This window comes from Rhizobium sp. WYCCWR 11146 (assembly GCF_013591995.1).
Lineage (GTDB): Bacteria > Pseudomonadota > Alphaproteobacteria > Rhizobiales > Rhizobiaceae > Rhizobium > Rhizobium indicum.
This window is the reverse complement of sequence record NZ_JACCEY010000037.1, coordinates 130,161-150,733: the sequence shown is the minus strand read 5'-3', so window position 1 is coordinate 150,733 and position 20,573 is coordinate 130,161. Positions and strand designations below refer to the sequence as shown.

The following is a 20,573-nucleotide window of genomic DNA, read 5'->3' as shown; positions in this document are numbered from 1 at the left end:
CCTGCCTTTGTTACGCTGCGCTGCGGGTCATGAGCACCCACGCATGTCTCTTGCTGTTTTCGAAGAGCGGCACGGCATCGGCGCGCGCAGCCTCCAGGAATCCGTTTCTTCCATAAAGCGACAAAGCCGCTTCGTTGTCGCTGGCGGTGATCAGGCTGACGGGCCGCCGATCGGCCCTTTCGATCTGATCGTCCAGCAGCCTGCGTCCGATGCCGATGCCGCGCAGATGGCGATAGACGCCGAGACTGCCGATGAACCAGCTTCCGACCACCGTCTTCTGCAAGACAAGCATCGGTGCGGTTGCCGGAATAGTCGCCTCGATATCGCCTATCCCCTCACCCAGCGCATGTCCGATCGCCACACCCGCGACCTCGCCATAGGCCTCGGCAATGACGGCATCCCGCCAGCCGCCGACAGCCTCCTCCTCGCCCATCTTCAGCCGGCCCTGCTCCAGCGGCGTGTCGCTCACGCCGTTTTCCACACCGGCAAACCAGAGCCAGGAGGCAAAACCGCGCGATGCGATATCCGCCAGAATCGCCAGCTCCGAGGCATCCCGCCGTGAGGCCTGCCGGAGGGCGATGAAGGAGGTCATGCTCAGATCCCCAGCATCATCCGCACGATCGATTCCAGCCCGCGTCCAAGCGCACGCGTATTCTCCGCATCGAGGTGAATGCCGTCGATCGGTGTGGTCTTGGCGACCGAATTGCCGTCGAAGAAGCCACAACCGAGTTCGTCGGCAAGATCACGATAAAGCGTTGCAAGCTTTGCCGATTCCTCGATGCCGCCGGGAAACGATGCGGCGAAGGGCACATTGCCCGTCGCGCGGATCGCCGGCGGCGCCACGATCAAAATCTCCGGCCCATCGAATTCGAAGGGCCAGGCATGATTGCGGATCAGCCGCACGAGCCGGCTGATGCCCTGGCATGCGGCAAAGGCCGAGCCTGCCACGACCGGCTTCATGTCATTGGTGCCGAGCAGAAGGATGACGAGGTCGAGCGGTGCATGCGTTTGCAGGATCGTCGGCAGGATGCGCGCACCGTTGCGGTCGCAATCGGCGAGATGGTCGTCGAAAGCGGTGGTGCGACCGTTCAAGCCTTCGGCGATGATACGCGCGTCACCGCCGAGCGCTGCCTGAAGCACGCTCGGCCAGCGATTCTTGTAATCATGACGGCCGATCGTCTCGGCGTCATAACCCCAGGTCAGCGAGTCACCATAGCAAAGAACGGTCTTGGTCATTTCCGCCTCCGCGACGCTATCAGACAAGCATGCCCATCGGGTTCTCGATGTAGCCCTTGAAGGCCTGGAGCAGCTCGGCGCCGAGCGCGCCATCGACGCAGCGATGGTCGGTCGAGAGCGTGACTGACATCACGGTGGCAATCGCCATTTCGCCCTTCTTGACGACGACCCGCTGTTCGCCGGCGCCGACCGCGAGGATCGTCGCATGCGGCGGATTGACGACGGCTGCGAAGTTCTTCACGCCCATCATGCCCATGTTCGAGACCGAACTGGTGCCGCCCTGATATTCCTCAGGCTTCAGCTTGCGGTCCTTGGCCCGCTTGCCGAGATCGCGCATCTCGTTGGAGATCGTCGACAGGGTCTTTTCCTCGGCCTTGCGGATGATCGGGGTGATCAGGCCGCCGGGGATCGAGACAGCAACGCCGACATCGGCGTGCTTGTGCTTGACCATGTTGCTGTCGGTCCAGGAGACATTGGCATCCGGAACGTCGCGCAGCGACAGCGCCATGGCCTTGATGACCATGTCGTTGACCGAGAGCTTGTAGGCCGGAGCGTTGTCCTTGCGCGGAGCCGCATCGTTCAGCTGGGCGCGCAGCGCCAGCAACGCATCGAGCTCGCAATCGACGCTGACGTAGAAATGCGGGATCGTCTGCTTGGATTCGACCAGGCGCCTGGCGATCGTCTTGCGCATACCGTCATGCGGCACGAGCTCGTAAGAGCCCGGCTCGAAAAGCTTGAGCACGGCTTCCTCGGACGCGCCCTTCGGTGCGGCAGCGGCCGGAGCCTGCGCGGCGGCAGCGGGTGCGGGCGCCGCAGCAGCCTTGGCGCCGCCACCGGCAACGGCGGCCTCGATGTCGCTCTTGACGACGCGGCCGTGCGGGCCGGAGCCTGCGACTGCCGAAAGATCGATACCGGCTTCCTTGGCCAGCCTGCGGGCAAGCGGCGAAGAGAAGGCGCGGCTGCCATCAGATGAAGCTGAGGCGGTTGCGGCTACAGGTGCCGCAGCCGGAGTAGACTGGGCCGGAGCCGGTGCAGCTTCGGCCTTCGGCGCCGCTGCGCCGTCAGCTTTCGGTGCCGGAGCGGCCGAACCCGCACTGCTTGCGGCAGCGGAGACATCCTCGCCATCGGCGGCAAGAACCGCAATCAGCGCATTAACCTTGACGCCTTCGGTGCCGGCGGCAACGACGAGCTTGGCGACCGTGCCTTCATCGACGGCTTCGACTTCCATCGTCGCCTTGTCGGTCTCGATCTCGGCGATCACATCGCCGGACTTGACCTTGTCGCCTTCCTTGACCAGCCATTTGGAAAGATTGCCTTCCTCCATGGTCGGAGAGAGGGCGGGCATCGTGATATTGATCGGCATCGAAACACCCTCCCCTTATTTGTAGCAAACAGCCTTCACCGCATCGACCACTTCGCCGACGTTCGGAAGGGCGAGCTTTTCGAGATTGGCGGCGTAAGGCATCGGAACGTCCTTGCCTGCGATCGTCAGGATCGGCGCATCGAGATAGTCGAAAGCCTGCTGCATGACGCGGGTGGCGATTTCAGTGCCGACGGAGGATTGCGGATACCCTTCCTCGACGGTCACCAGGCGACCGGTCTTCTTCACCGATTCGATGACAGTCGGCAGGTCCATCGGGCGGATGGTGCGAAGGTCGATCAGTTCGACGTCGATGCCGATCTTCTCGAGTTCGGCGACCGCCTTGGTCGCATAGCTCATGCCGATGCCGAAGGAGACCACGGTGACGTCCTTGCCCGGACGATGGATGCGGGCCTTGCCGATCGGGAGAACGAAATTATCGAGCTTCGGCACATCGAAGTGCTGGCCGTAGAGAATTTCGTTTTCGAGGAAGATGACCGGGTTCGGATCGCGGATAGCAGCCTTCAGCAGGCCCTTGGCGTCGGATGCCGTATAGGGCATGACGACCTTCAGGCCGGGAATGGCGCTGTACCAGGCTGCATAATCCTGGCTGTGCTGGGCGCCGACGCGGGCCGCTGCACCATTCGGGCCGCGGAAGACGATCGGAGCACCCATCTGGCCGCCGGACATATAAAGCGTCTTGGCAGCGGAGTTGATGATCTGGTCGATCGCCTGCATGGCGAAGTTGAAGGTCATGAATTCGACGATCGGGCGAAGGCCGGCCATGGCGGCACCGACGCCGACGCCGGCAAAGCCATGCTCGGTAATCGGCGTATCGACGACGCGGCGGGGGCCGAATTCCTGCAGCAGCCCCTGCGTGACCTTGTAGGCGCCCTGATATTCGGCGACTTCCTCACCCATGACGAAGACGTTTTCGTCGGCGCGCATTTCCTCGGCCATGGCGTCGCGGAGCGCTTCGCGCACGGTCGTCGACACCATTTCGGTGCCGGCCGGGATTTCGGGGTCGTTCGGAACGACGGCCTTCGGCTCGGCCGGAAGCGGTGCGGAGGCAGAACCGGTGTTGGTCGGCTTCTCTTCCTGGGCAACTTCCGGAGCTGGTGCGGCGGCCGGCTTGGCGACGGAAAGATCCGAGGCCGATTCGCCGTCCTGCAGCAGCACGGCGATCTTGGTGTTGACCTTGACGCCTTCGGTGCCGGCATCGACGAGCAGCTTGCCGATGACGCCTTCGTCGACGGCTTCGACTTCCATCGTCGCCTTGTCGGTTTCGATTTCGGCGATCACATCGCCTGAGGTGACCTTGTCACCTTCCTGTTTCAGCCATTTGGACAGTGTGCCTTCTTCCATGGTCGGAGAGAGGGCGGGCATGAGGATATCGATAGGCATGGGTTCCCTCCCCGATTAGAGCAGAATGTCGGTATAGAGCTCGGATGCATCCGGCTCCGGATCGGCCTGGGCGAAGTCGGCGCTGTCGGCGACGATGTCGCGAACATCCTTGTCGATCGCCTTCAGATCGTCTTCGGAAGCCCAGCCCTTTTCGACGAGGCGTGCCTTCACCTGTTCGATCGGATCCTGCTCGGAGCGCATCTTCTGCACTTCCTCCTTGGAGCGATACTTCGCCGGATCGGACATCGAGTGACCGCGATAACGATAGGTCAGCATTTCGAGGATGATCGGGCCTTTGCCGGAGCGGCAATGTTCGAGCGCCTCGTCGGCCGCCGCCTTGACGGCGCGAACGTCCATGCCGTCGACCTGAATGCCCGGGATGCCGAAGCCGGATCCGCGAAGCGAGTAGTTCGACTGCGCGGTGGCGCGGGCGGTCGAGGTACCCATGGCATAACGGTTGTTCTCGACGATATAGACGATCGGCAGCTTCCAGAGAGCAGCCATGTTGAAGCTCTCGTAGACCTGGCCCTGGTTGGCAGCGCCGTCGCCGAAATAGGCGATGGAGACATTGTCATTGCCGCGGTAGCGGTTTGCAAAGGCAAGACCCGTTCCGAGCGAGACCTGGGCGCCGACAATACCGTGACCGCCGTAGAAATGCTTCTCCTTCGAGAACATGTGCATCGAGCCGCCCTTGCCGTGGGAATAGCCGCTGCGACGTCCGGTCAGTTCCGCCATGACGCCACGCGCTTCCATGCCGGTTGCCAGCATATGGCCGTGGTCGCGATAGGCGGTGATGACCTGGTCGCCTTCCTTCTGCGCCATCTGCATGCCGACGACGACAGCTTCCTGACCGATGTAGAGGTGACAAAAGCCGCCGATGAAGCCCATGCCGTAAAGCTGACCGGCCTTCTCCTCGAAGCGGCGGATCAGCAGCATCTCGCGATAGGCCTTCAGCTCTTCATTGCGATCGAAGTCGGCTACCGGGCCTCCATTCGATGCTTTGGCTGCCGGTTTTGCTGCAGTTTTGCGGCTGGAAACGGTCGCGGTCTTTCGCGGCGCCATTCAACCCTCCCTATGGGTTTGTCGTTTCTTGGTGGCGCGTACCATAGGGAAGAAAATTGACCACAGCAATGCCATAATTGCATGGCTCGTATTCGGTCCTAAATTATTGGAAAAACTACGAAAATTCCAATTAACCTGTTTCCGGTTAATTGGAATAGTGGTTGAATACGACGATCTCGTCCGCGCGCGACATGTTGAGCTGATAACGCGCTTTTTCGTCCAACATGTCCTTGTCGAGCGACCCGTCACTCAAGAGCGCGACCTGATTTTCCAGATGTTCGCGCTTCGCCTTCAAGATCGCAAGCTCTTTTTCACGCGCGACACGCTGATGCTCGAACGTCTCCGTCGCGCGCAGGCCGTAATCGCCATGAATGCAATGATAACCGAAATAGGAGAGGAAGGCGACCGTCATGGCCGGAATGACGAAGCGACCGATCTTTCTCTTCTTATGATGCTTTGTCCACATACACGCATGCTCTTGAACGCATTACCAATTCGTTCAATCTAACGCGCAGAGATTAACCGTTCGTTGACTCTAAAAAACGGGCAACAAAAAACCCGCGCCGGGAGGCGCGGGTCAAGCCATTGGAAATCAGATCCGATCAGCCGCGAATGATCGAGCGGCCGGCATACTGGGCCTGCGGGCCGAGGCCCTCTTCGATGCGGATCAGCTGATTGTACTTGGCAAGACGGTCGGAACGCGACAGCGAGCCGGTCTTGATCTGACCGCAGTTGGTGGCGACCGCGAGATCGGCGATGGTCGAATCTTCGGTCTCGCCGGAGCGGTGGGACATGACGGCGGTATAGGCCGCCTTGTGCGCCGTGTTGACGGCATCGAGCGTCTCCGTCAGCGTGCCGATCTGGTTGACCTTGACGAGGATCGAGTTGGCGACGCCCATGCGGATGCCGTCGCGAAGACGGGCGGAGTTGGTGACGAAGAGATCGTCGCCGACGAGCTGGGTCTTCTTGCCGGCCAGGTCGGTCAACGTTTTCCAGCCATCCCAGTCGTCTTCGGCCATGCCGTCCTCGATCGAGATGATCGGATACTTGGCGGCGAGCTCGGCCAGGTATTCGGCCATGGCGCCCGATTCCAGCGTGCGGCCTTCACCTTCGAGTACGTATTTGCCGTCCTTGAAGAATTCCGTCGAGGCGCAGTCGAGGCCGAGGCACATGTCGTCGCCCGGCTTGTAGCCGGCTTTCTCGATCGACTTCATGATGAAGTCGAGGGCCTCGGGCGCGCTCTTCAGGCCCGGTGCGAAACCGCCTTCGTCGCCGACATTGGTGTTATGGCCCTGCGCGGCAAGTTCCTTGCGCAGCGTATGGAAGACTTCCGAACCCATGCGCACGGCTTCGGCGATCGAATCGGCGCCGACCGGCAGAATCATGAATTCCTGGAAATCGATCGGGTTGTCGGCATGAGCACCACCATTGATGATGTTCATCATCGGCACCGGCAGAAGGCTGGCGGAAGCGCCGCCGACATAACGGTAGAGCGGCAGGCCGGACGCCTGGGCCGCAGCCTTGGCAACGGCGAGCGATACGCCGAGGATGGCGTTGGCACCGAGGCGCGACTTGTTCGGCGTGCCGTCCAGCTCGATCATGATGTTGTCGATCTGGATCTGGTTTTCGGCGTCGATGCCGCCGATCGCGTCGAAGATCTCGGTGTTGGCGGCTTCGACCGCCTTTTCGACACCCTTGCCGAGGTAGCGCTTGCCGCCGTCACGCAGTTCGACCGCTTCATGCGCGCCCGTCGAGGCGCCCGAGGGAACGGCCGCGCGGCCCATGCTGCCATCTTCGAGATAGACATCGACTTCGACGGTGGGATTGCCACGGCTATCGAGAATCTCGCGGGCGATGATATCGGTGATTGCAGTCATGGGTTCTTCCTGCTCGGTGGGTGATAAATGGTTCGAAACCTGTCTTAGTCGAAGGCGTGCAAATTACAATGCTGCAATAGCCTTCGGACCAGCGTTCGGATGTGGCCTATAGCACGATCATGTCAGACTGTTGAACGTCAAGCTGAACCTTAGGCCTTGGCGACCGCATCGAAGGCAAGCAGCTTTTCGAGAAGCCGCGGCATGTCCTTGAGATAGACCATGTTCGGGCCGTCGGAAGGGGCATTGTCGGGGTCCTGATGGGTTTCGACGAAGACACCAGCAATACCGGCAGCCACAGCGGCGCGCGCCAGGGTTTCCACGAATTCCCGCTGACCGCCGGAGGATTCGCCCTGGCCGCCCGGCTGCGCCACGGAATGGGTCGCATCGAAGATAACGGGCGCGCCCATCGCCGCCATGATCGGCAGCGAGCGCATGTCGGAAACCAGCGTATTGTAGCCGAATGAGGCGCCGCGCTCGCACAGCAGCACGTTCGGATTGCCGCTGGCATTGAGCTTCTTCAGGACGTTCCTCATATCCCAGGGAGCGAGGAACTGGCCCTTCTTGACATTGACGACGCGGCCGGTCTTGGCGGCGGCGATAAGAAGGTCGGTCTGGCGGCAGAGGAAGGCCGGGATCTGCAGGACGTCGACGATCTTTGCCACCTCCTCGCATTGCTCGGCGGTATGAACATCGGTCAGGACGGGAAAGCCGAATTCCTTCTTGAGGTCGGCAAAGACCTCCATGCCCTTCTCGATCCCGATACCGCGTTCAGCCGACAGCGAGGTCCGGTTCGCCTTGTCGAAGGAGCTCTTGTAGACGAGGCCGATGCCGAGCTTTCCGCAAAGCTCTTTCAGCGTGCCGGCAACCATGAAGGCGTGGTCGCGGCTCTCCATCTGGCAGGGACCGGCAATCAGCGACAGGCGGCCGGTATTGGAAAAAGTGACCTGGCCTTGGCCTTCGCCGATCCTGACTTCGGAATTCGTATCAGTGCTCATCGTGTTTCCTCGAAGGCGAAGAGCGTGCCCTGCCCGGGCGCGGGCTTCACCAGAATGCGATTGTTCTTGCGCGTGTATGTCACCCCGTTAGCAGCCAAATGCGCTTCTGTCACGGCAAGATCGGCGACAGTGAAGAGGATTGCCCGGCCGCGCAGGCCGCGATCTGCGGATGAGCCGGCGATGTCGAAATAGGCCTCCAGCCCTTCCGGCGTCATCAGGCTGATTTTCGCATTCGATGCTGCGATATTGACGCCGAACCCGGTCTTCTCGACTGCCGATTGCGCCACGGCAAGGCTGACGAAGGCAGCGAAGGCGGCCGGCTCCGGCGTGCAAAGCGCGATCTCGATTAGGCCGGTGACGCCATTGGCATGCGTCTCCAGCGCGGCGCGGTCAGCCGGCAGCGTGACGCGCTCGACGGTGAAGAGCAGGAGATCAGGCGCGCGCAGGTCGCCGGCGAAAGCCAGCTTGAAGCCGGCAATCGTCTCGGAACCGTCCGGCATCGTCATCGGCCGGGTGAACTGCAGCATCTCGCCGGCGCTCGATCCGTTGCCGACGAAATTCTGATGATCGATGCCGGCATCCTTGCTGCCGAAAGCCAGCCCCGAAAGCCCCTCCTCGCCGCAGCGGAAGCGGAAGGCCTGGTTGCGGGCGGTGAAGACATTGCCTTGCCGCGCTGATGCCTCGCTCTCCTCGACGCTCGCAATCCCGAGCGGCTCCAGATAAGTCTTGTCGGCAAAGAAGACGCAGGCATTCTCCGTTCCGAAGGGATGGCGCGCATCGGCGGCAACGGTGAAGCCGAGCTTGCCGAGCCTCTCGCGCGCCAGATCGATATTGACGACCGGCAGCACGACATGATCCAGCGGGTGCGGTTTGGCGGAGTGCTCGTTCATGATATCCCCTCTCCTAACACGGCAGAGATGTGTGAGAGTGCCGCCCAAGGCAAGACTTGTGTGCCAATCCGGCGAATGAAAATAAAAATCTCAACGAGTTGGCGCCAAGTTTTACGGAAATTTAGCTACTTGCGGAACACATATGGAACATATAGTGTATGTTCTGGATTTGTTTCAATCACGAGGTCACAACGTCGATGCTCACGCGCAAACAACAGGAGCTTCTCCTTTTCATTCATGAGCGCATGAAGGAATCCGGCGTTCCGCCATCTTTCGACGAAATGAAGGATGCCCTGGATCTCGCTTCCAAGTCCGGGATTCACCGGCTGATTACGGCGCTGGAGGAGCGTGGCTTCATTCGCCGCCTACCGAACCGCGCCCGTGCGCTCGAGGTCATCAAGCTTCCGGAGGCCTACAGCCCCAGCATCCAGCCCCGGCGCGGCTTTTCGCCGAGCGTCATCGAGGGCAGCCTCGGCAAACCTCAGCCGGTCGCCGCCCCCGCTCCCGCAAAACCCGTCGCCGACAACGGCAACTCGGTCTCCGTGCCGGTCATGGGCCGAATCGCTGCCGGCGTGCCGATCTCGGCGATCCAGAACAATACCCACGACATCGTCGTTCCGGCGGACATGCTCGGCTCCGGTGAACATTATGCGCTCGAGGTCAAGGGCGATTCGATGATCGACGCCGGCATCTTCGACGGCGACACCGTGATCATCCGCAATGGCAGCACCGCAAGTCCTGGCGACATCGTCGTTGCTCTCGTCGACGACGAAGAAGCGACGCTCAAGCGCTTCCGCCGCAAGGGCGCCTCGATCGCGCTGGAGGCCGCCAACCCGGCTTACGAGACCCGGATTTTCGGGCCGGACCGCGTCAAGGTTCAGGGCAAACTCGTCGGTCTCATTCGCCGCTATCACTGACATTGGCCAGGCCCGATTCGGTAAAACTGTTGCTGCGCCAGTCATAGGCGCGATGGCGCATCCATGGCCGCGACAATGCATCGAATGCGGTTGCGACCTCCAGGCCGGTGTCCGTGAAGCGCAACTCGATGGAACCCGTCCTGCGCAGCGTCTCACCGGTGAAGAGCGTCGCACCTGAGCGGCAATTGTTGAAGCGAAGGCGGACCGATGTCACGACGATATCGGCCGCGTCACATGCCGGGCCGAGATAGGCGGCATTGTCGATGACGGTTACCACCTGACCATTGCCGAGCCTTGATGTGCACCAGGCCTTCTTGACGCAGGAAAAGCGGTTTGCGTCACCGCCCGCTGCGGCCGCCCGCATCGCGGTCCTTGCTTCGTTCTGCTGATCGCGGGAAAGCCTGACGCGGCGGTCTTCTCCCTCAGGCGGGATAGCAGGACCATCCAGCATCTTCGGCGGGTCATGCTTCGGCAGGACTAGCGCTCTCTGCCACTGGTCGAAGATGAAATCCGGCGGTCTTTCACGGTTGGAAGCCATTGCTGCCGCCTCGACCACCGCGACGAGACTGCCATCCTCCGAAATCACCAGATCCGGCGGCCGGGGAACCGGTAGAAGCAACAGGATGAGTGTTGCGACCGCGATGATCGATGTGCCGGCATGGCGCAACCGGGTACGGAGCAGCGTCAGCAGCAGAAAGCCTGCCACGGCTATCGCGAAATACCAGGCGGGCATGCGGCCGACGTCGATATTGCCATCCCAGCCGGACACCGTCTTTGCGACCGCGATCACCAGATCGAGGCCGAATCCGACGACCTTCCAGGCCCAAACATCCAGACCGAAAGGCATTAGCAGCATCGCCAGCAAGCCGGCCGGCATGACGATGAAGGAGATGATCGGCATCGTCGCGAGGTTCGCCGGCAGGCCGTAGGCGGTCAGGCGATGAAAATGCTCGATCGAAAACAGCGCGGTGGAAAAACCGCCGATCAGCGAGGTCAGGAAGACGCCGCCGAAGAAGCCTGCAACTGTAACGAAGGGCCTGATGATCGGCAGCTTCAGGAAGGCGTTTTCGCGGACGCGCCGGTCCTTCCACAGCTGATAGCCCGAGACCAGCGCCAATGTCGCCGCAAAAGACATCTGGAAGCTCGGACCCAAAACCTCGGACGGCGAAATGACGATGATGACGAGCGCGGAGAGAGCGACATTGCGCAGGCTGATCGACGGCCGGTCGAAGAAGACGGCAATCAACATGATGGCCATCATGATGAAAGCGCGTTCTGCAGAGACCGCAAAGCCCGAGATCAGGAAATAGGCGGTGACGGCGATGAGCGCGCCGGCGGCAGCGATCTTCTTCGTCGGGTAGGCCTCAGCGATGCCGGGAAAGAGGCTGAGCAGCATCCGGAAGCCGACGAAAAAGATGCCGGCCGATAGCGCCATGTTGAGACCGGAGATGGCGATGATATGAGCCAGACCGGACTGGCGCAGCGCCTCCGTCGTTTCATTCGAGATGGCACGCCGCTCGTCCGTCACGAGAGCAGCGGCGAAAGCGCCAGTGTCGCCGGGCAGGATCGACCTTATGCGGTCACCAATGCCGCTGCGCAGCCGGTAGAGCCCTTCGAGCAGCGTTTCCGCCGTCGATCTGGCAGCCTGGGGACCAGCCTGCGCATCGACCTTCGTCGGTGCACCGTAGAAGAAGCCGTTGGCGCCGATGCCATCGAAATAGGCACCGAAGGAGAAGTCGTTGAGTTCGGGAAGTGCTGGACCTGCCGGCGGCGTCAGTCGCGCCCTGCCGGTGATGATATCGCCGATCTCGAAGGCCGCGTCCGCGCCGCGGACGATGGCGGTTATGCGTTCCGGCCGCCGCTTCAGCTCCGGTGCCTTAGTGCCGGTGACGGCAAGAATATAGCGCCACCGCCCGCGACCATCGCCTTCGCGCCGCTCGACACGGCCGGTCACCGTCGTCGTCACTGATGAATCGAGGATCACGGTCGAAGCCCGCCGGCTCTCGAACTGCGCCGTGACCATGCCGCAGACCACGAGCGAGAGCGCCAGCAGCGTTGCCCGCACTGCCGCCCGGCTGCGGCTGGCGATGAGAACCGCCACGGTCAGCGCCGACAGGCAGAGCAGCGATGCAACGAGCGGAAAATCCGATGCCGCGAGAAACCAGACGGCTGACCCGGCGCCGAGGAAGACCGGCGAGAACAGAAGCAGGCGGCCATGGTCCACCTCCTCGCCCAGCATGCGCATGCCGGCACGCAGCAATTGCGAGGCTGCGGCCGGCAGCCGGTGGCGCAATGGTGTCGTCGACTGCGTCCGTGTCGGTCGCGTCACCACGACAGGTGGTGAAAAATTGGAGGCGCCGGCAAGGTCTTCGCCTGCTTCCGGCCGCAATTCGACTGTCGTCAACTCCTGCATGAACCGCCCAAGCCCGGCTGCGAAGGCGGCCAGAATGCAACCTCCAATCAAATCCGGCAAGAATAATCGATTGAAATATGAGGGAAAATCGCGAGCGCCAAAAGACCAGTCGAATCATCGGCTTCCGATATGCGTGCGGCTCATCGCTGCAGTGCCTAAAAGGTGATACCGCAATGCACAAAATGCCATCACGGTAACTTGGCATTAGCTTCGCGATCATATAGCTATCGGTGAGGACGCTTAACCCCTATGGCGCTTTTATGGCGCCACCGCCATTTCGGAGGATCAGCATGACGGATCAAAGCGCTACAATAAAAATCGGTGACAAGTCTGTCGACCTTGCTGTCAAAAGCGGCACGATCGGCCCGAGCGTCATCGATATCGGTGCCCTCTACAAGAACACGGCTTCCTTCACCTACGATCCGGGTTTTACCTCGACCGCATCCTGTGAATCGAAAATCACCTACATCGACGGCGACGAAGGTGTCCTGTTGCATCGCGGCTATCCGATCGAGCAGCTCGCCGAGCACGGCGACTTCCTCGAAGTCTGCTACCTCCTGCTTTACGGCGAACTGCCGACCACCGTGCAGAAGAAGGATTTCGATTACCGCGTCACGCACCACACCATGGTGCACGAGCAAATGAGCCGCTTCTTCACCGGCTTCCGCCGCGATGCGCATCCGATGGCCGTCATGTGCGGCTGCGTCGGCGCGCTGTCGGCCTTCTATCACGACTCCACCGACATCACCGATCCGCACCAGCGCATGGTCGCCAGCCTGCGCATGATCGCCAAGATGCCGACGCTTGCCGCCATGGCCTACAAATACCATATCGGCCAGCCCTTTGTTTATCCGAAGAACGACCTCGACTACGCCTCGAACTTCCTGCGCATGTGCTTTGCCGTGCCTTGCGAGGAATATGTGGTCAATCCGGTGCTTGCCCGCGCCATGGACCGCATCTTCATCCTGCATGCCGATCATGAGCAGAACGCCTCCACCTCGACCGTCCGTCTCGCCGGTTCGTCGGGCGCCAACCCGTTCGCCTGCATCGCCGCCGGCATCGCCTGCCTCTGGGGGCCCGCGCATGGCGGCGCCAACGAAGCAGCGCTCAACATGCTGAACGAAATCGGCACGGTCGATCGCATTCCGGAATATGTCGCCCGCGCCAAGGACAAGAACGATCCGTTCCGCCTGATGGGCTTCGGTCACCGCGTCTACAAAAACTACGATCCGCGCGCCAAGATCATGCAGAAGACGACGCACGAAGTGCTCGGCGAACTCGGCATCAAGGACGATCCGTTGCTCGAAGTGGCGATGGAGCTGGAGCGTATCGCGCTCACCGACGAATATTTCATCGAGAAGAAGCTCTATCCGAACATCGACTTCTATTCCGGCATCACGCTGAAGGCGCTGGGCTTCCCCACGACCATGTTCACCGTGCTCTTCGCGCTTGCCCGCACCGTCGGCTGGATCGCGCAGTGGAACGAGATGATCGAGGATCCGGAACAGCGCATCGGCCGTCCGCGCCAGCTCTATGTCGGCGAACCGAAGCGCGATTACATCCCGGTTTCGAAGCGCTGATCGCTTCCAAAGAACCCAAAAGAAAACCCGGTCAGAAACGACCGGGTTTTTTCTTTTTCAGCACGTCGAGAAGGATCTCGGCGGCATGCTCGCCGGGCGGTGTTTCGGTCTGCATGCGTTGCCAGACGAGATCGTAGCCCTCGTTCATCGCCTTCAATTGGAACGTGTCGGCCGACAGCCGCTCCATCCAGCGCGCCAGGCTGGCGCCGCGGACGATCTCGTTCAGATATTCCGGCACGACGGCATAATCGGCGATGATATTGGGCAATGCGCCCGTCCACACCTTAATGCGCCGGGCGAGCAGGCGGATAATCCAATCCGTCTTGTAAACGGACACCGTCGGCACGCCGGCAAGGGCGAGTTCGAGGATCACCGTGCCGGAAGCCGCCATCGCCGCATCCGCCTCGGCAAAGGCCTTCCATTTCTGCGCCGGCCCGACCGCCACCTCCGGCGGCGTGGCCCAGCCGGCGACGAGCCCCTTCACCAGCGCTTCGTTGTGCGCCACGGTCGGCAACAGGAATCGCATCGGGCCGTTGCGGGCGACAAGTTCTTTGGCCGCATCCTCGAAGAACGGAAGCAGTTTGGCGATTTCGGAGGATCTTGATCCAGGAAGCATCAGGATCGCCTTGCCGGCTCCCTCGACGGGTGCGCGCATGGCGCGCTGCCGCCGCGCTTCGAGCAGCGCCGGATCGGCGGTCAGGCGATGGCCGACATAGGTGGTCTCAGGCCCGCCGAGCGCACGCATTGTTGCCGGCTCGAAGGGCAGGACGGCGAGCACATGATCGACATAGGCGAGCATGCGCGTGGCGCGATATTCCTTCCAGGCCCAGACGCTCGGACAGACATAATTGACAACAGGCAGATCCGGCAGCGCGGCGCGGACACGCTTGGCGACGCGATGGGTAAAATCTGGGCTGTCGATGATAAGAAGAATATCAGGCCTTGCTGCGATGATGGCAGCCGTCGTCTGGCGGATCAGGGTATAGAGCTTTGGCAGCCGGCTCAGCACCTGGGTGATGCCCATGATCGACAGCTCGGAGAAATCGAACAGGGATCGCAAGCCTTCCGCCTGCAGCCCCTCGCCGCCGACGCCAACGAGTTCCACCGGTCCGCTGTGAACCCGCTTCAGCGCGGCGATGAGATCGGCACCGAGCAGATCCCCCGACACCTCGCCGGCAATGACGGCGATCTTCAGCGGCGCCCCGTTCATTCAAGCCCCCATGCCGGCAGGCCGCGATCGATGCCACAGACGAAGAGCCCGGCCTCATCGGCGGCTTTGATGACTGCGGCGCGATCGAGCACCAGCGAGCGGCCGGCCTCGACGGCGACGCCGGCAAGGCCGGCTTTCCTCGCATTCAGAACCGTGGAAACGCCGATCGCCGGCAAGTCGGCGCGGATATCCTGTTGCGGCTTGCAGAGTTTGACGAGTGCGCCACGGCGGCGCGGCGAGATGCGCCCCGCGGCTCTGAGACCCGCGACACGCTCCAGCATCTCGTCCGTGCCCTCAAGACCCTCCAGCGCGACGATACGCCCGCCGATGGCGACGGCGCCCTGCCCGACATCGAGCCGGCCGAGCATTTCGGCGGCTTCCGCCGCGCGGTTGATATCGCGCCGGTCTTCTTCGCCCGGTATCGCCGTGCCGAGCGGGCCAACGGCGGCAAGAAGGTCGGGGGCGATCTCATGGGCACCGACGACACGCCGGCCGTTTCCCTCGATCAGCCGGATCACCATCTGCAGCACCCTATCGTCGCCGCCGGACAGTAAGGTGCGGATCGTGGCCGGCATCTTCATCAGAGTGCGCAGCGTCGGGCGCACCTCGCGCCATTCCGGCCGGCGCCGCACGCTGCCGGACATGACGACACGGCCGATGCCGTAGCGGTTCAAGAGGCCCTCGAGAGCTGCAAAATCGCCGACGCCGATGACGGCATGATCATACCCTTCCCAGCGCCGGTCGCTTTCGTCCTTCAGCGCGACGATGACGGGATTTTCGCCCGCCGCGCGCGCAGCTTCGGCGACATAGGAAGGCAGAAGGCCGCCGCCGGCGATGATCGCCAGCCGGCCCGCAGCGGTATCGCCGGAAAGAGTCACGGACTAGCCCTTCTGCCCCCGGGTTGGCGAGGACAAGGCGCGGTCGCTGTCGGCGGCGATGAAGTCGAGGATGTGGACCGCCTGCTCGCAATCAGCATATTCTTCGCGGATGGCGGCGGCGTTTTCGCGGACGGAGCCCGGTCCTTCGAAGATCGACTTGTAGGCGCGCCGCACCCTGTGAATGACGGCGCGGTCGACGCCGGCGCGCGTCATGCCGACGACGTTGAGGCCGCTCAGCAGCCCGGGATTGCCGTTCAGCATGCCGTAGGGAATGACGTCGTAACTGACCGCCGAGAGCCCGCCGACGAAGGCCTGACGGCCGACGCGGGTGAACTGGTGAACGGCCGAGCCGCCGCCCAGGATGACGCGATCTTCGATGACGACATGGCCGGCGAGCATGACGTTGTTCGACATGATCACATGGTTGCCCACCCGGCAGTCATGCGCGACATGCGAATTGGCAAGGAAGAGGTTGTTGTCGCCGACGATCGTCTGGCCGCCGAAATCGGCCGTGCCGGTATTCATCGTCACGCCTTCGCGGATCGTGCAGTTGGCGCCGACCGTCAGCGTCGTCTCCTCGCCGCCGTGATGCACGCTCTGCGGATCACCGCCGACGACCGCCATCGGGAAGATGCGTGTGCCCTTGCCGACCACGGTGCGGCCGGTCACGACCGCATGCGACAAAAGCTCGACATTCGCATGCAGGACGACGTGCGACCCGACATGGCAGAAGGGACCGATCCTGACGCCCTCACCGATGGTCGCGCCGTCTTCGACGACAGCCATCGGATGAATGCGAGCGCTTTCGGCGATAGTGCTCATGCCTGATCCTTACGAACGATCATCGCGCCGATATCGGCTTCGGCGACAAGCGCGCCGTCGACCTTGGCGTCACAATGGAATTTCCAGATATTGCCGCGCTGCTTGTGCTTCCTGACATGGAATTCAACACGATCGCCGGGTACGACGGGCTTGCGGAAGCGCGCATTCTCGATGGTCATGAAATAGACGAGGTTGCCTGGCTGGCCATCCTTCTTGGCACAGATCGCACCCGCGGTCTGGGCCATGCCCTCGATCAAGAGAACGCCGGGCATGATCGGAGATTCCGGAAAATGACCGGTGAAATGCGGTTCGTTCACCGTGACGTTCTTGATGCCGATCGCCGTGTTGTCGCCGTCAATCTCGATGATCTTGTCGACCATGAGAAACGGGTAGCGATGCGGCAGCAGTTTCATGATCTCGATGATGTCAGCCGAAGAAAGCGTTGTCGTGGCTTCCTCAGTCATTTTGCTTGCCTCCAGGTTTCGTCCCGCGCAGCTTCGTCTTTGACATCTGTTGCGCGACATCTCTCAGATAGTCATTCAGCGGGCGCCCAGGTGTACCACCATATTGTCCGCCGGCGGCAAGATCGGTCATGATACCGCTTTGGGCGGCGATCTGCACGCCGTCACCGATCGTCACATGCCCCTTGATACCGACCTGGCCGCCGATCTGAACGCCATTGCCGATCTTCGCGCTGCCGGCGATGCCGACCTGCGCAACGATGGCGCAATGGCGGCCGATCTGAACGTTGTGGCCGATCTGTACCTGGTTGTCGATCTTGGTGCCTTCGCCGATGACCGTATCGTCCATGGTGCCACGGTCGATCGAGGTGTTGGCGCCGATCTCGACATTATCCTGGATGATCACTCGGCCGATCTGGACGATCTTGATCATGCCGCGCGGGCCCGGCGCATAACCGAAACCATCCTGGCCGATGCGGGCGCCGTTGTGGATGATGACGCCATTGCCGAGCAGCGCGCAGAGAATGCTGGCGCCGGCCGCAATCGAACAATCCCGGCCAATCTTGACATTCGGACCGATGATGCTGTGGGCGCCGACGCGCGTCCCTTCGCCGATCTCGGCATGCGCTCCGATGACGGCCATCGGCTCGACGATCACGCCCTTTTCAAGCTTGGCGCTCGGATCGATCACCGCGCTTGGCGCGATCTCGCTTTCACCGGAAAAGACGACCGGGCGCAATGCCGCGGGATAGAACAGGCCGCCCGCCATCGCGAAAGCCGCATGTGGATTGGACGACAGGATGACCGGGATATGGGGGGGTACGAGATCGGCGAGCGCCTTGTCGCAGATCACTGCCGAGGCTTCGCATGTCGCCAGTTCATCGCGGTTACGACGCGACAGGATATAACAGACATCGCCCGCCCGGGCCCGGCTGATGGGGGCAACGGACCTGACGATAACATCGGCATGGTCGGAATTGGCGAGTTCCGCCCCAAGAAACTCTGCCAGCTCAGCGAGCTTCAGACCTTCATGGGGCAGAAAAAAAACGTTTTGCTCCATCGGCAATGCTCCAGAACGGAATTGAGTCTTACAGTTCCGGACTGCCGATATCAGAATTGGTTGTTGATGCCAAACTTGAAGTTCTGCGTCTTGTCGAAGTCTTCCTTGAGAACCGGGATCGCGTAATCCAGACGCAATGCACCGAAGGGAGACTGCCAGACGACGCCGACACCGACGGAGGCGCGCAGCGAAGCGCTGGTACCGTCGGCCTGGTCTGACCCAAGAAGCTCGACGTCATTGCCGAACAGCGTACCGGCATCGGCAAAGACTGCGCCGCGCAGGTTGAAGTCACGCGGGAAGCCCGGCATCGGGAAGGTGGCTTCTGCAGACGCCGTGAAATAGGTCGTGCCACCGAGCGGGTCGTCGTGATCCCCGCGGATGCGCGGGCCGATACCCTTGTTCTCGAAGCCGCGAATATCGCCGTTGGTCAGCGTGAACTGGTCGAAGACGTTCAGATGGTCGCCCAACGGAACGACATAACCAGCCGAAGCGGAGACCGAGCCGATGATATCGGCATCGTCAGCGAGCAGGTGGTAATAACGGGCCTTGCCGTAGATCTTGTAGAACTGCGAGTCGCCGCCGAGGCCGGCAAGTTCGTGCGTCGCCGTCGCATAGATGCCTTCACGCGGCAGGACGGTGTCGTCAAGCGTGTTGTAGGTCAGCGTCTGCGAGACGGAAGAACGCGTCCACGGGCTCTCGTCGACCAGATTGGCGTAGGTCGCCGAAAGATCAGAGGTATCGCCGTCATACTTCATCTGCTTGTAGTTATAACGGAAGGTCGTCGCCAGATCTTCGGTGATCGGCGCAGTCACACGCAGGACGACGCTGGTTTCTTCGTAATCGTAGTCGTCGTTGCTCGACGTTTCGCTGCGGTTGACGTCGAAGCCTGCCGCCAGACGGTAGCCGAGGAAATAGGGTTCAGTGAAGCTGACGCCGTAGGCGCGCGAGCCTTCCTGGCCGCCACCGGCCGAGATGCGGATGTACTGACCACGACCGAGGAAGTTCTTTTCCTCGATCGATGCTTCGAGCAGCAAGCCGTCGCCGCCGGCGGCATAACCCGCACCGACACCGAACGAACCGGTCGACTGATCTTGCACGTCGACGACCACCACGACACGGTCAGGCGAACTGCCCGGCTGGGTGGAGATATTGACGGAAGAGAAGTAACCGAGCGCTTCGAGGCGACGCTTAGCCTTGGTGATCATCTGCTGATTGAAGGCATCGCCTTCGCTCATGTCGAATTCGCGGCGAATGACGTAGTCGCGCGTACGGCTGTTGCCGCGGATCTCGATGCGCTCGACATAAGCGCGCTCGCCCTGGTCGACCAGATATTCGACACCGATCGTGTTGTTGTTGAGGTCGCGGTTACCGCGCGGCGTGACGCGCGCAAAGGGATAACCGGCTGACGCCACCTGATCGGAGATCGCCTCGATCGACTTCTGCACTTCCTTGGCGTTGTAGACCTGGCCTTCGCGGGTGCGCACCAGCGGCTGCAGCTGCTCTGAGCCGACGCCTTCGACGGTCGACTGGACGGTCACCGGTCCGAAGTCGTAACGCTGGCCTTCCTCGATGTTGAAGGTGAGCGTGTATTTGTTGGTCGCGTCGTCGAAGGTGGCATCGGAAGAGACGATGCGCATGTCGGCATAGCCGCGATTGTAATAGAACTGGCGCAGCGCTTCTTCGTCGGCGTGGAGCTTGTCTTCGTTGTAGACGTCCTTGCGGGTCAGGAACGACAGGAAGTTCGAACGCTTGGTGGCGATGACGGCAGCCAGGCGGCCGGCGCTGTAGGCATTGTTGCCGACAAAGTTGATCGAATCGATCTTGGTGCGGTCACCCTCGTTGATGACGAAGGCAAGGTTGACGCGGCCTTCGCCGAGCGGCACCACCTGCGTCGTGACCTCGACCTCGCTGCGGCCGGTGGCAGCATAAGCTTCCTTGATCGACTGGATGTCGGCCTGGATCTGGGTGTCGCTGTAGGGACCGGCAGCGTGGGTCTGGACGATCGTCGCGAGCTTGTCGTCCTTGATCTTCCGGTTGCCGTTGAAGACGACCTGATTGACGAGCTGGGCTTCCTGAACGTTGACGACCAGCGTGCTGCCGGAGACCGAGATCTTGACGTCGGAGAAGTAACCCGTGCCGTAGAGCTGCTTGACCGAGGCATCGATATCGCTGTTCGAAAAACTCTTTCCAGGAGCGATGGTGAGGTTCGACCGGACGGCTTCCGCGCCGACACGGCTTGCGCCGCGCACATCGATGCGCTGGATGACCGCGGCCTCAGCGGCCGTAGCGGAAACGAACGTCACAGCACCTGCGCCCGAAGCAACAACACCAGCAGACAGCGCAACCGCCGATACTGCGTTCAAAAACTTTGAACCAGCCTTCATTTCACCCATTACCTTTTGTTTCCC

At 61.7% G+C, this 20,573-nt stretch carries 18 protein-coding genes; 2 read left to right on the top strand and 16 right to left on the bottom strand.

Annotated features, from left to right (window positions below; translation table 11 throughout):
* Window positions 1–10: 10 nt before the first annotated feature.
* The 9 genes from HX899_RS28355 to HX899_RS28315 form a co-directional block, all read right to left on the bottom strand.
* Window positions 11–592, bottom strand: a complete 582-nt coding sequence (locus HX899_RS28355; protein ID WP_138329606.1) for an N-acetyltransferase — start codon at window positions 590–592, stop codon at window positions 11–13.
* Between the two features lie 2 nt (window positions 593–594).
* Window positions 595–1,236: an SGNH/GDSL hydrolase family protein gene (locus HX899_RS28350; RefSeq protein ID WP_003539320.1), complete on the bottom strand. Its 642-nt coding sequence runs from the start codon at window positions 1,234–1,236 to the stop codon at window positions 595–597.
* Between the two features lie 19 nt (window positions 1,237–1,255).
* Window positions 1,256–2,599 carry a pyruvate dehydrogenase complex dihydrolipoamide acetyltransferase gene (locus tag HX899_RS28345; RefSeq protein WP_138329608.1) on the bottom strand — a complete coding sequence of 448 codons (1,344 nt, stop codon included), beginning with the start codon at window positions 2,597–2,599 and terminating at the stop codon, window positions 1,256–1,258.
* Window positions 2,600–2,614: 15 nt separating this feature from the next.
* Window positions 2,615–4,000 carry a pyruvate dehydrogenase complex E1 component subunit beta gene (locus HX899_RS28340; protein ID WP_181293936.1) on the bottom strand — a complete coding sequence of 462 codons (1,386 nt, stop codon included), beginning with the start codon at window positions 3,998–4,000 and terminating at the stop codon, window positions 2,615–2,617.
* A 15-nt stretch (window positions 4,001–4,015) separates the two neighbouring features.
* A complete protein-coding gene (gene pdhA / locus HX899_RS28335) occupies window positions 4,016–5,062 on the bottom strand; it encodes a pyruvate dehydrogenase (acetyl-transferring) E1 component subunit alpha (protein ID WP_138329612.1) in 1,047 nt (348 codons plus the stop codon).
* A 145-nt stretch (window positions 5,063–5,207) separates the two neighbouring features.
* Window positions 5,208–5,528 carry a septum formation initiator family protein gene (locus HX899_RS28330; protein ID WP_012757326.1) on the bottom strand — a complete coding sequence of 107 codons (321 nt, stop codon included), beginning with the start codon at window positions 5,526–5,528 and terminating at the stop codon, window positions 5,208–5,210.
* A 136-nt stretch (window positions 5,529–5,664) separates the two neighbouring features.
* Complete coding sequence (gene eno / locus HX899_RS28325; RefSeq protein WP_033182549.1) at window positions 5,665–6,939, bottom strand: phosphopyruvate hydratase; 1,275 nt, start codon at window positions 6,937–6,939, stop codon at window positions 5,665–5,667.
* Window positions 6,940–7,088: 149 nt separating this feature from the next.
* Window positions 7,089–7,934: a 3-deoxy-8-phosphooctulonate synthase gene (kdsA, locus tag HX899_RS28320; RefSeq protein WP_181293935.1), complete on the bottom strand. Its 846-nt coding sequence runs from the start codon at window positions 7,932–7,934 to the stop codon at window positions 7,089–7,091.
* On the bottom strand, window positions 7,931–8,824 hold the full coding sequence (locus HX899_RS28315; RefSeq protein WP_180194246.1) for a VOC family protein: 894 nt from the start codon (window positions 8,822–8,824) through the stop codon (window positions 7,931–7,933). Before HX899_RS28315 ends, kdsA begins: the two co-directional genes overlap by 4 nt.
* A gap of 197 nt (window positions 8,825–9,021) precedes the next feature.
* Between HX899_RS28315 and lexA the strand changes: the two genes are divergently transcribed.
* Entirely contained in the window at window positions 9,022–9,741 is a 720-nt protein-coding gene (gene lexA / locus HX899_RS28310) for a transcriptional repressor LexA (RefSeq protein WP_029873161.1), read from the top strand.
* Here the strand turns inward: lexA and HX899_RS28305 are convergent.
* Entirely contained in the window at window positions 9,722–12,154 is a 2,433-nt protein-coding gene (locus HX899_RS28305; RefSeq protein ID WP_181293934.1) for a ComEC/Rec2 family competence protein, read from the bottom strand. The two genes, lexA and HX899_RS28305, sit on opposite strands and share 20 nt — an antisense overlap.
* 290 nt (window positions 12,155–12,444) lie before the next feature.
* Here HX899_RS28305 and gltA point away from each other — a divergent pair, with 290 nt between their 5' ends.
* A complete protein-coding gene (gltA, locus tag HX899_RS28300; RefSeq protein WP_003539304.1) occupies window positions 12,445–13,734 on the top strand; it encodes a citrate synthase in 1,290 nt (429 codons plus the stop codon).
* 31 nt (window positions 13,735–13,765) lie between these two features.
* Here gltA and lpxB read toward each other — a convergent pair whose 3' ends face one another.
* The 6 genes from lpxB to bamA are packed head-to-tail and all read right to left on the bottom strand — an operon-like array spanning window position 13,766 to window position 20,549.
* Window positions 13,766–14,944: a lipid-A-disaccharide synthase gene (gene lpxB / locus HX899_RS28295; RefSeq protein ID WP_181293933.1), complete on the bottom strand. Its 1,179-nt coding sequence runs from the start codon at window positions 14,942–14,944 to the stop codon at window positions 13,766–13,768.
* Window positions 14,941–15,822, bottom strand: a complete 882-nt coding sequence (locus HX899_RS28290; RefSeq protein WP_181293932.1) for an LpxI family protein — start codon at window positions 15,820–15,822, stop codon at window positions 14,941–14,943. The genes lpxB and HX899_RS28290 overlap by 4 nt, the downstream gene beginning before the upstream one ends.
* Window positions 15,823–15,825: 3 nt before the next feature.
* Window positions 15,826–16,644 carry an acyl-ACP--UDP-N-acetylglucosamine O-acyltransferase gene (gene lpxA, locus HX899_RS28285; RefSeq protein ID WP_181293931.1) on the bottom strand — a complete coding sequence of 273 codons (819 nt, stop codon included), beginning with the start codon at window positions 16,642–16,644 and terminating at the stop codon, window positions 15,826–15,828.
* Window positions 16,641–17,108: a 3-hydroxyacyl-ACP dehydratase FabZ gene (gene fabZ, locus HX899_RS28280; RefSeq protein WP_003539296.1), complete on the bottom strand. Its 468-nt coding sequence runs from the start codon at window positions 17,106–17,108 to the stop codon at window positions 16,641–16,643. Before fabZ ends, lpxA begins: the two co-directional genes overlap by 4 nt.
* The gene (gene lpxD / locus HX899_RS28275) at window positions 17,101–18,165 is read right to left on the bottom strand and encodes a UDP-3-O-(3-hydroxymyristoyl)glucosamine N-acyltransferase (protein ID WP_181293930.1); all 1,065 of its coding nucleotides are present in this window, start codon (window positions 18,163–18,165) and stop codon (window positions 17,101–17,103) included. The genes fabZ and lpxD overlap by 8 nt, the downstream gene beginning before the upstream one ends.
* A 50-nt stretch (window positions 18,166–18,215) precedes the next feature.
* On the bottom strand, window positions 18,216–20,549 hold the full coding sequence (gene bamA, locus HX899_RS28270; protein ID WP_181293929.1) for an outer membrane protein assembly factor BamA: 2,334 nt from the start codon (window positions 20,547–20,549) through the stop codon (window positions 18,216–18,218).
* Window positions 20,550–20,573 lie beyond the last annotated feature (24 nt).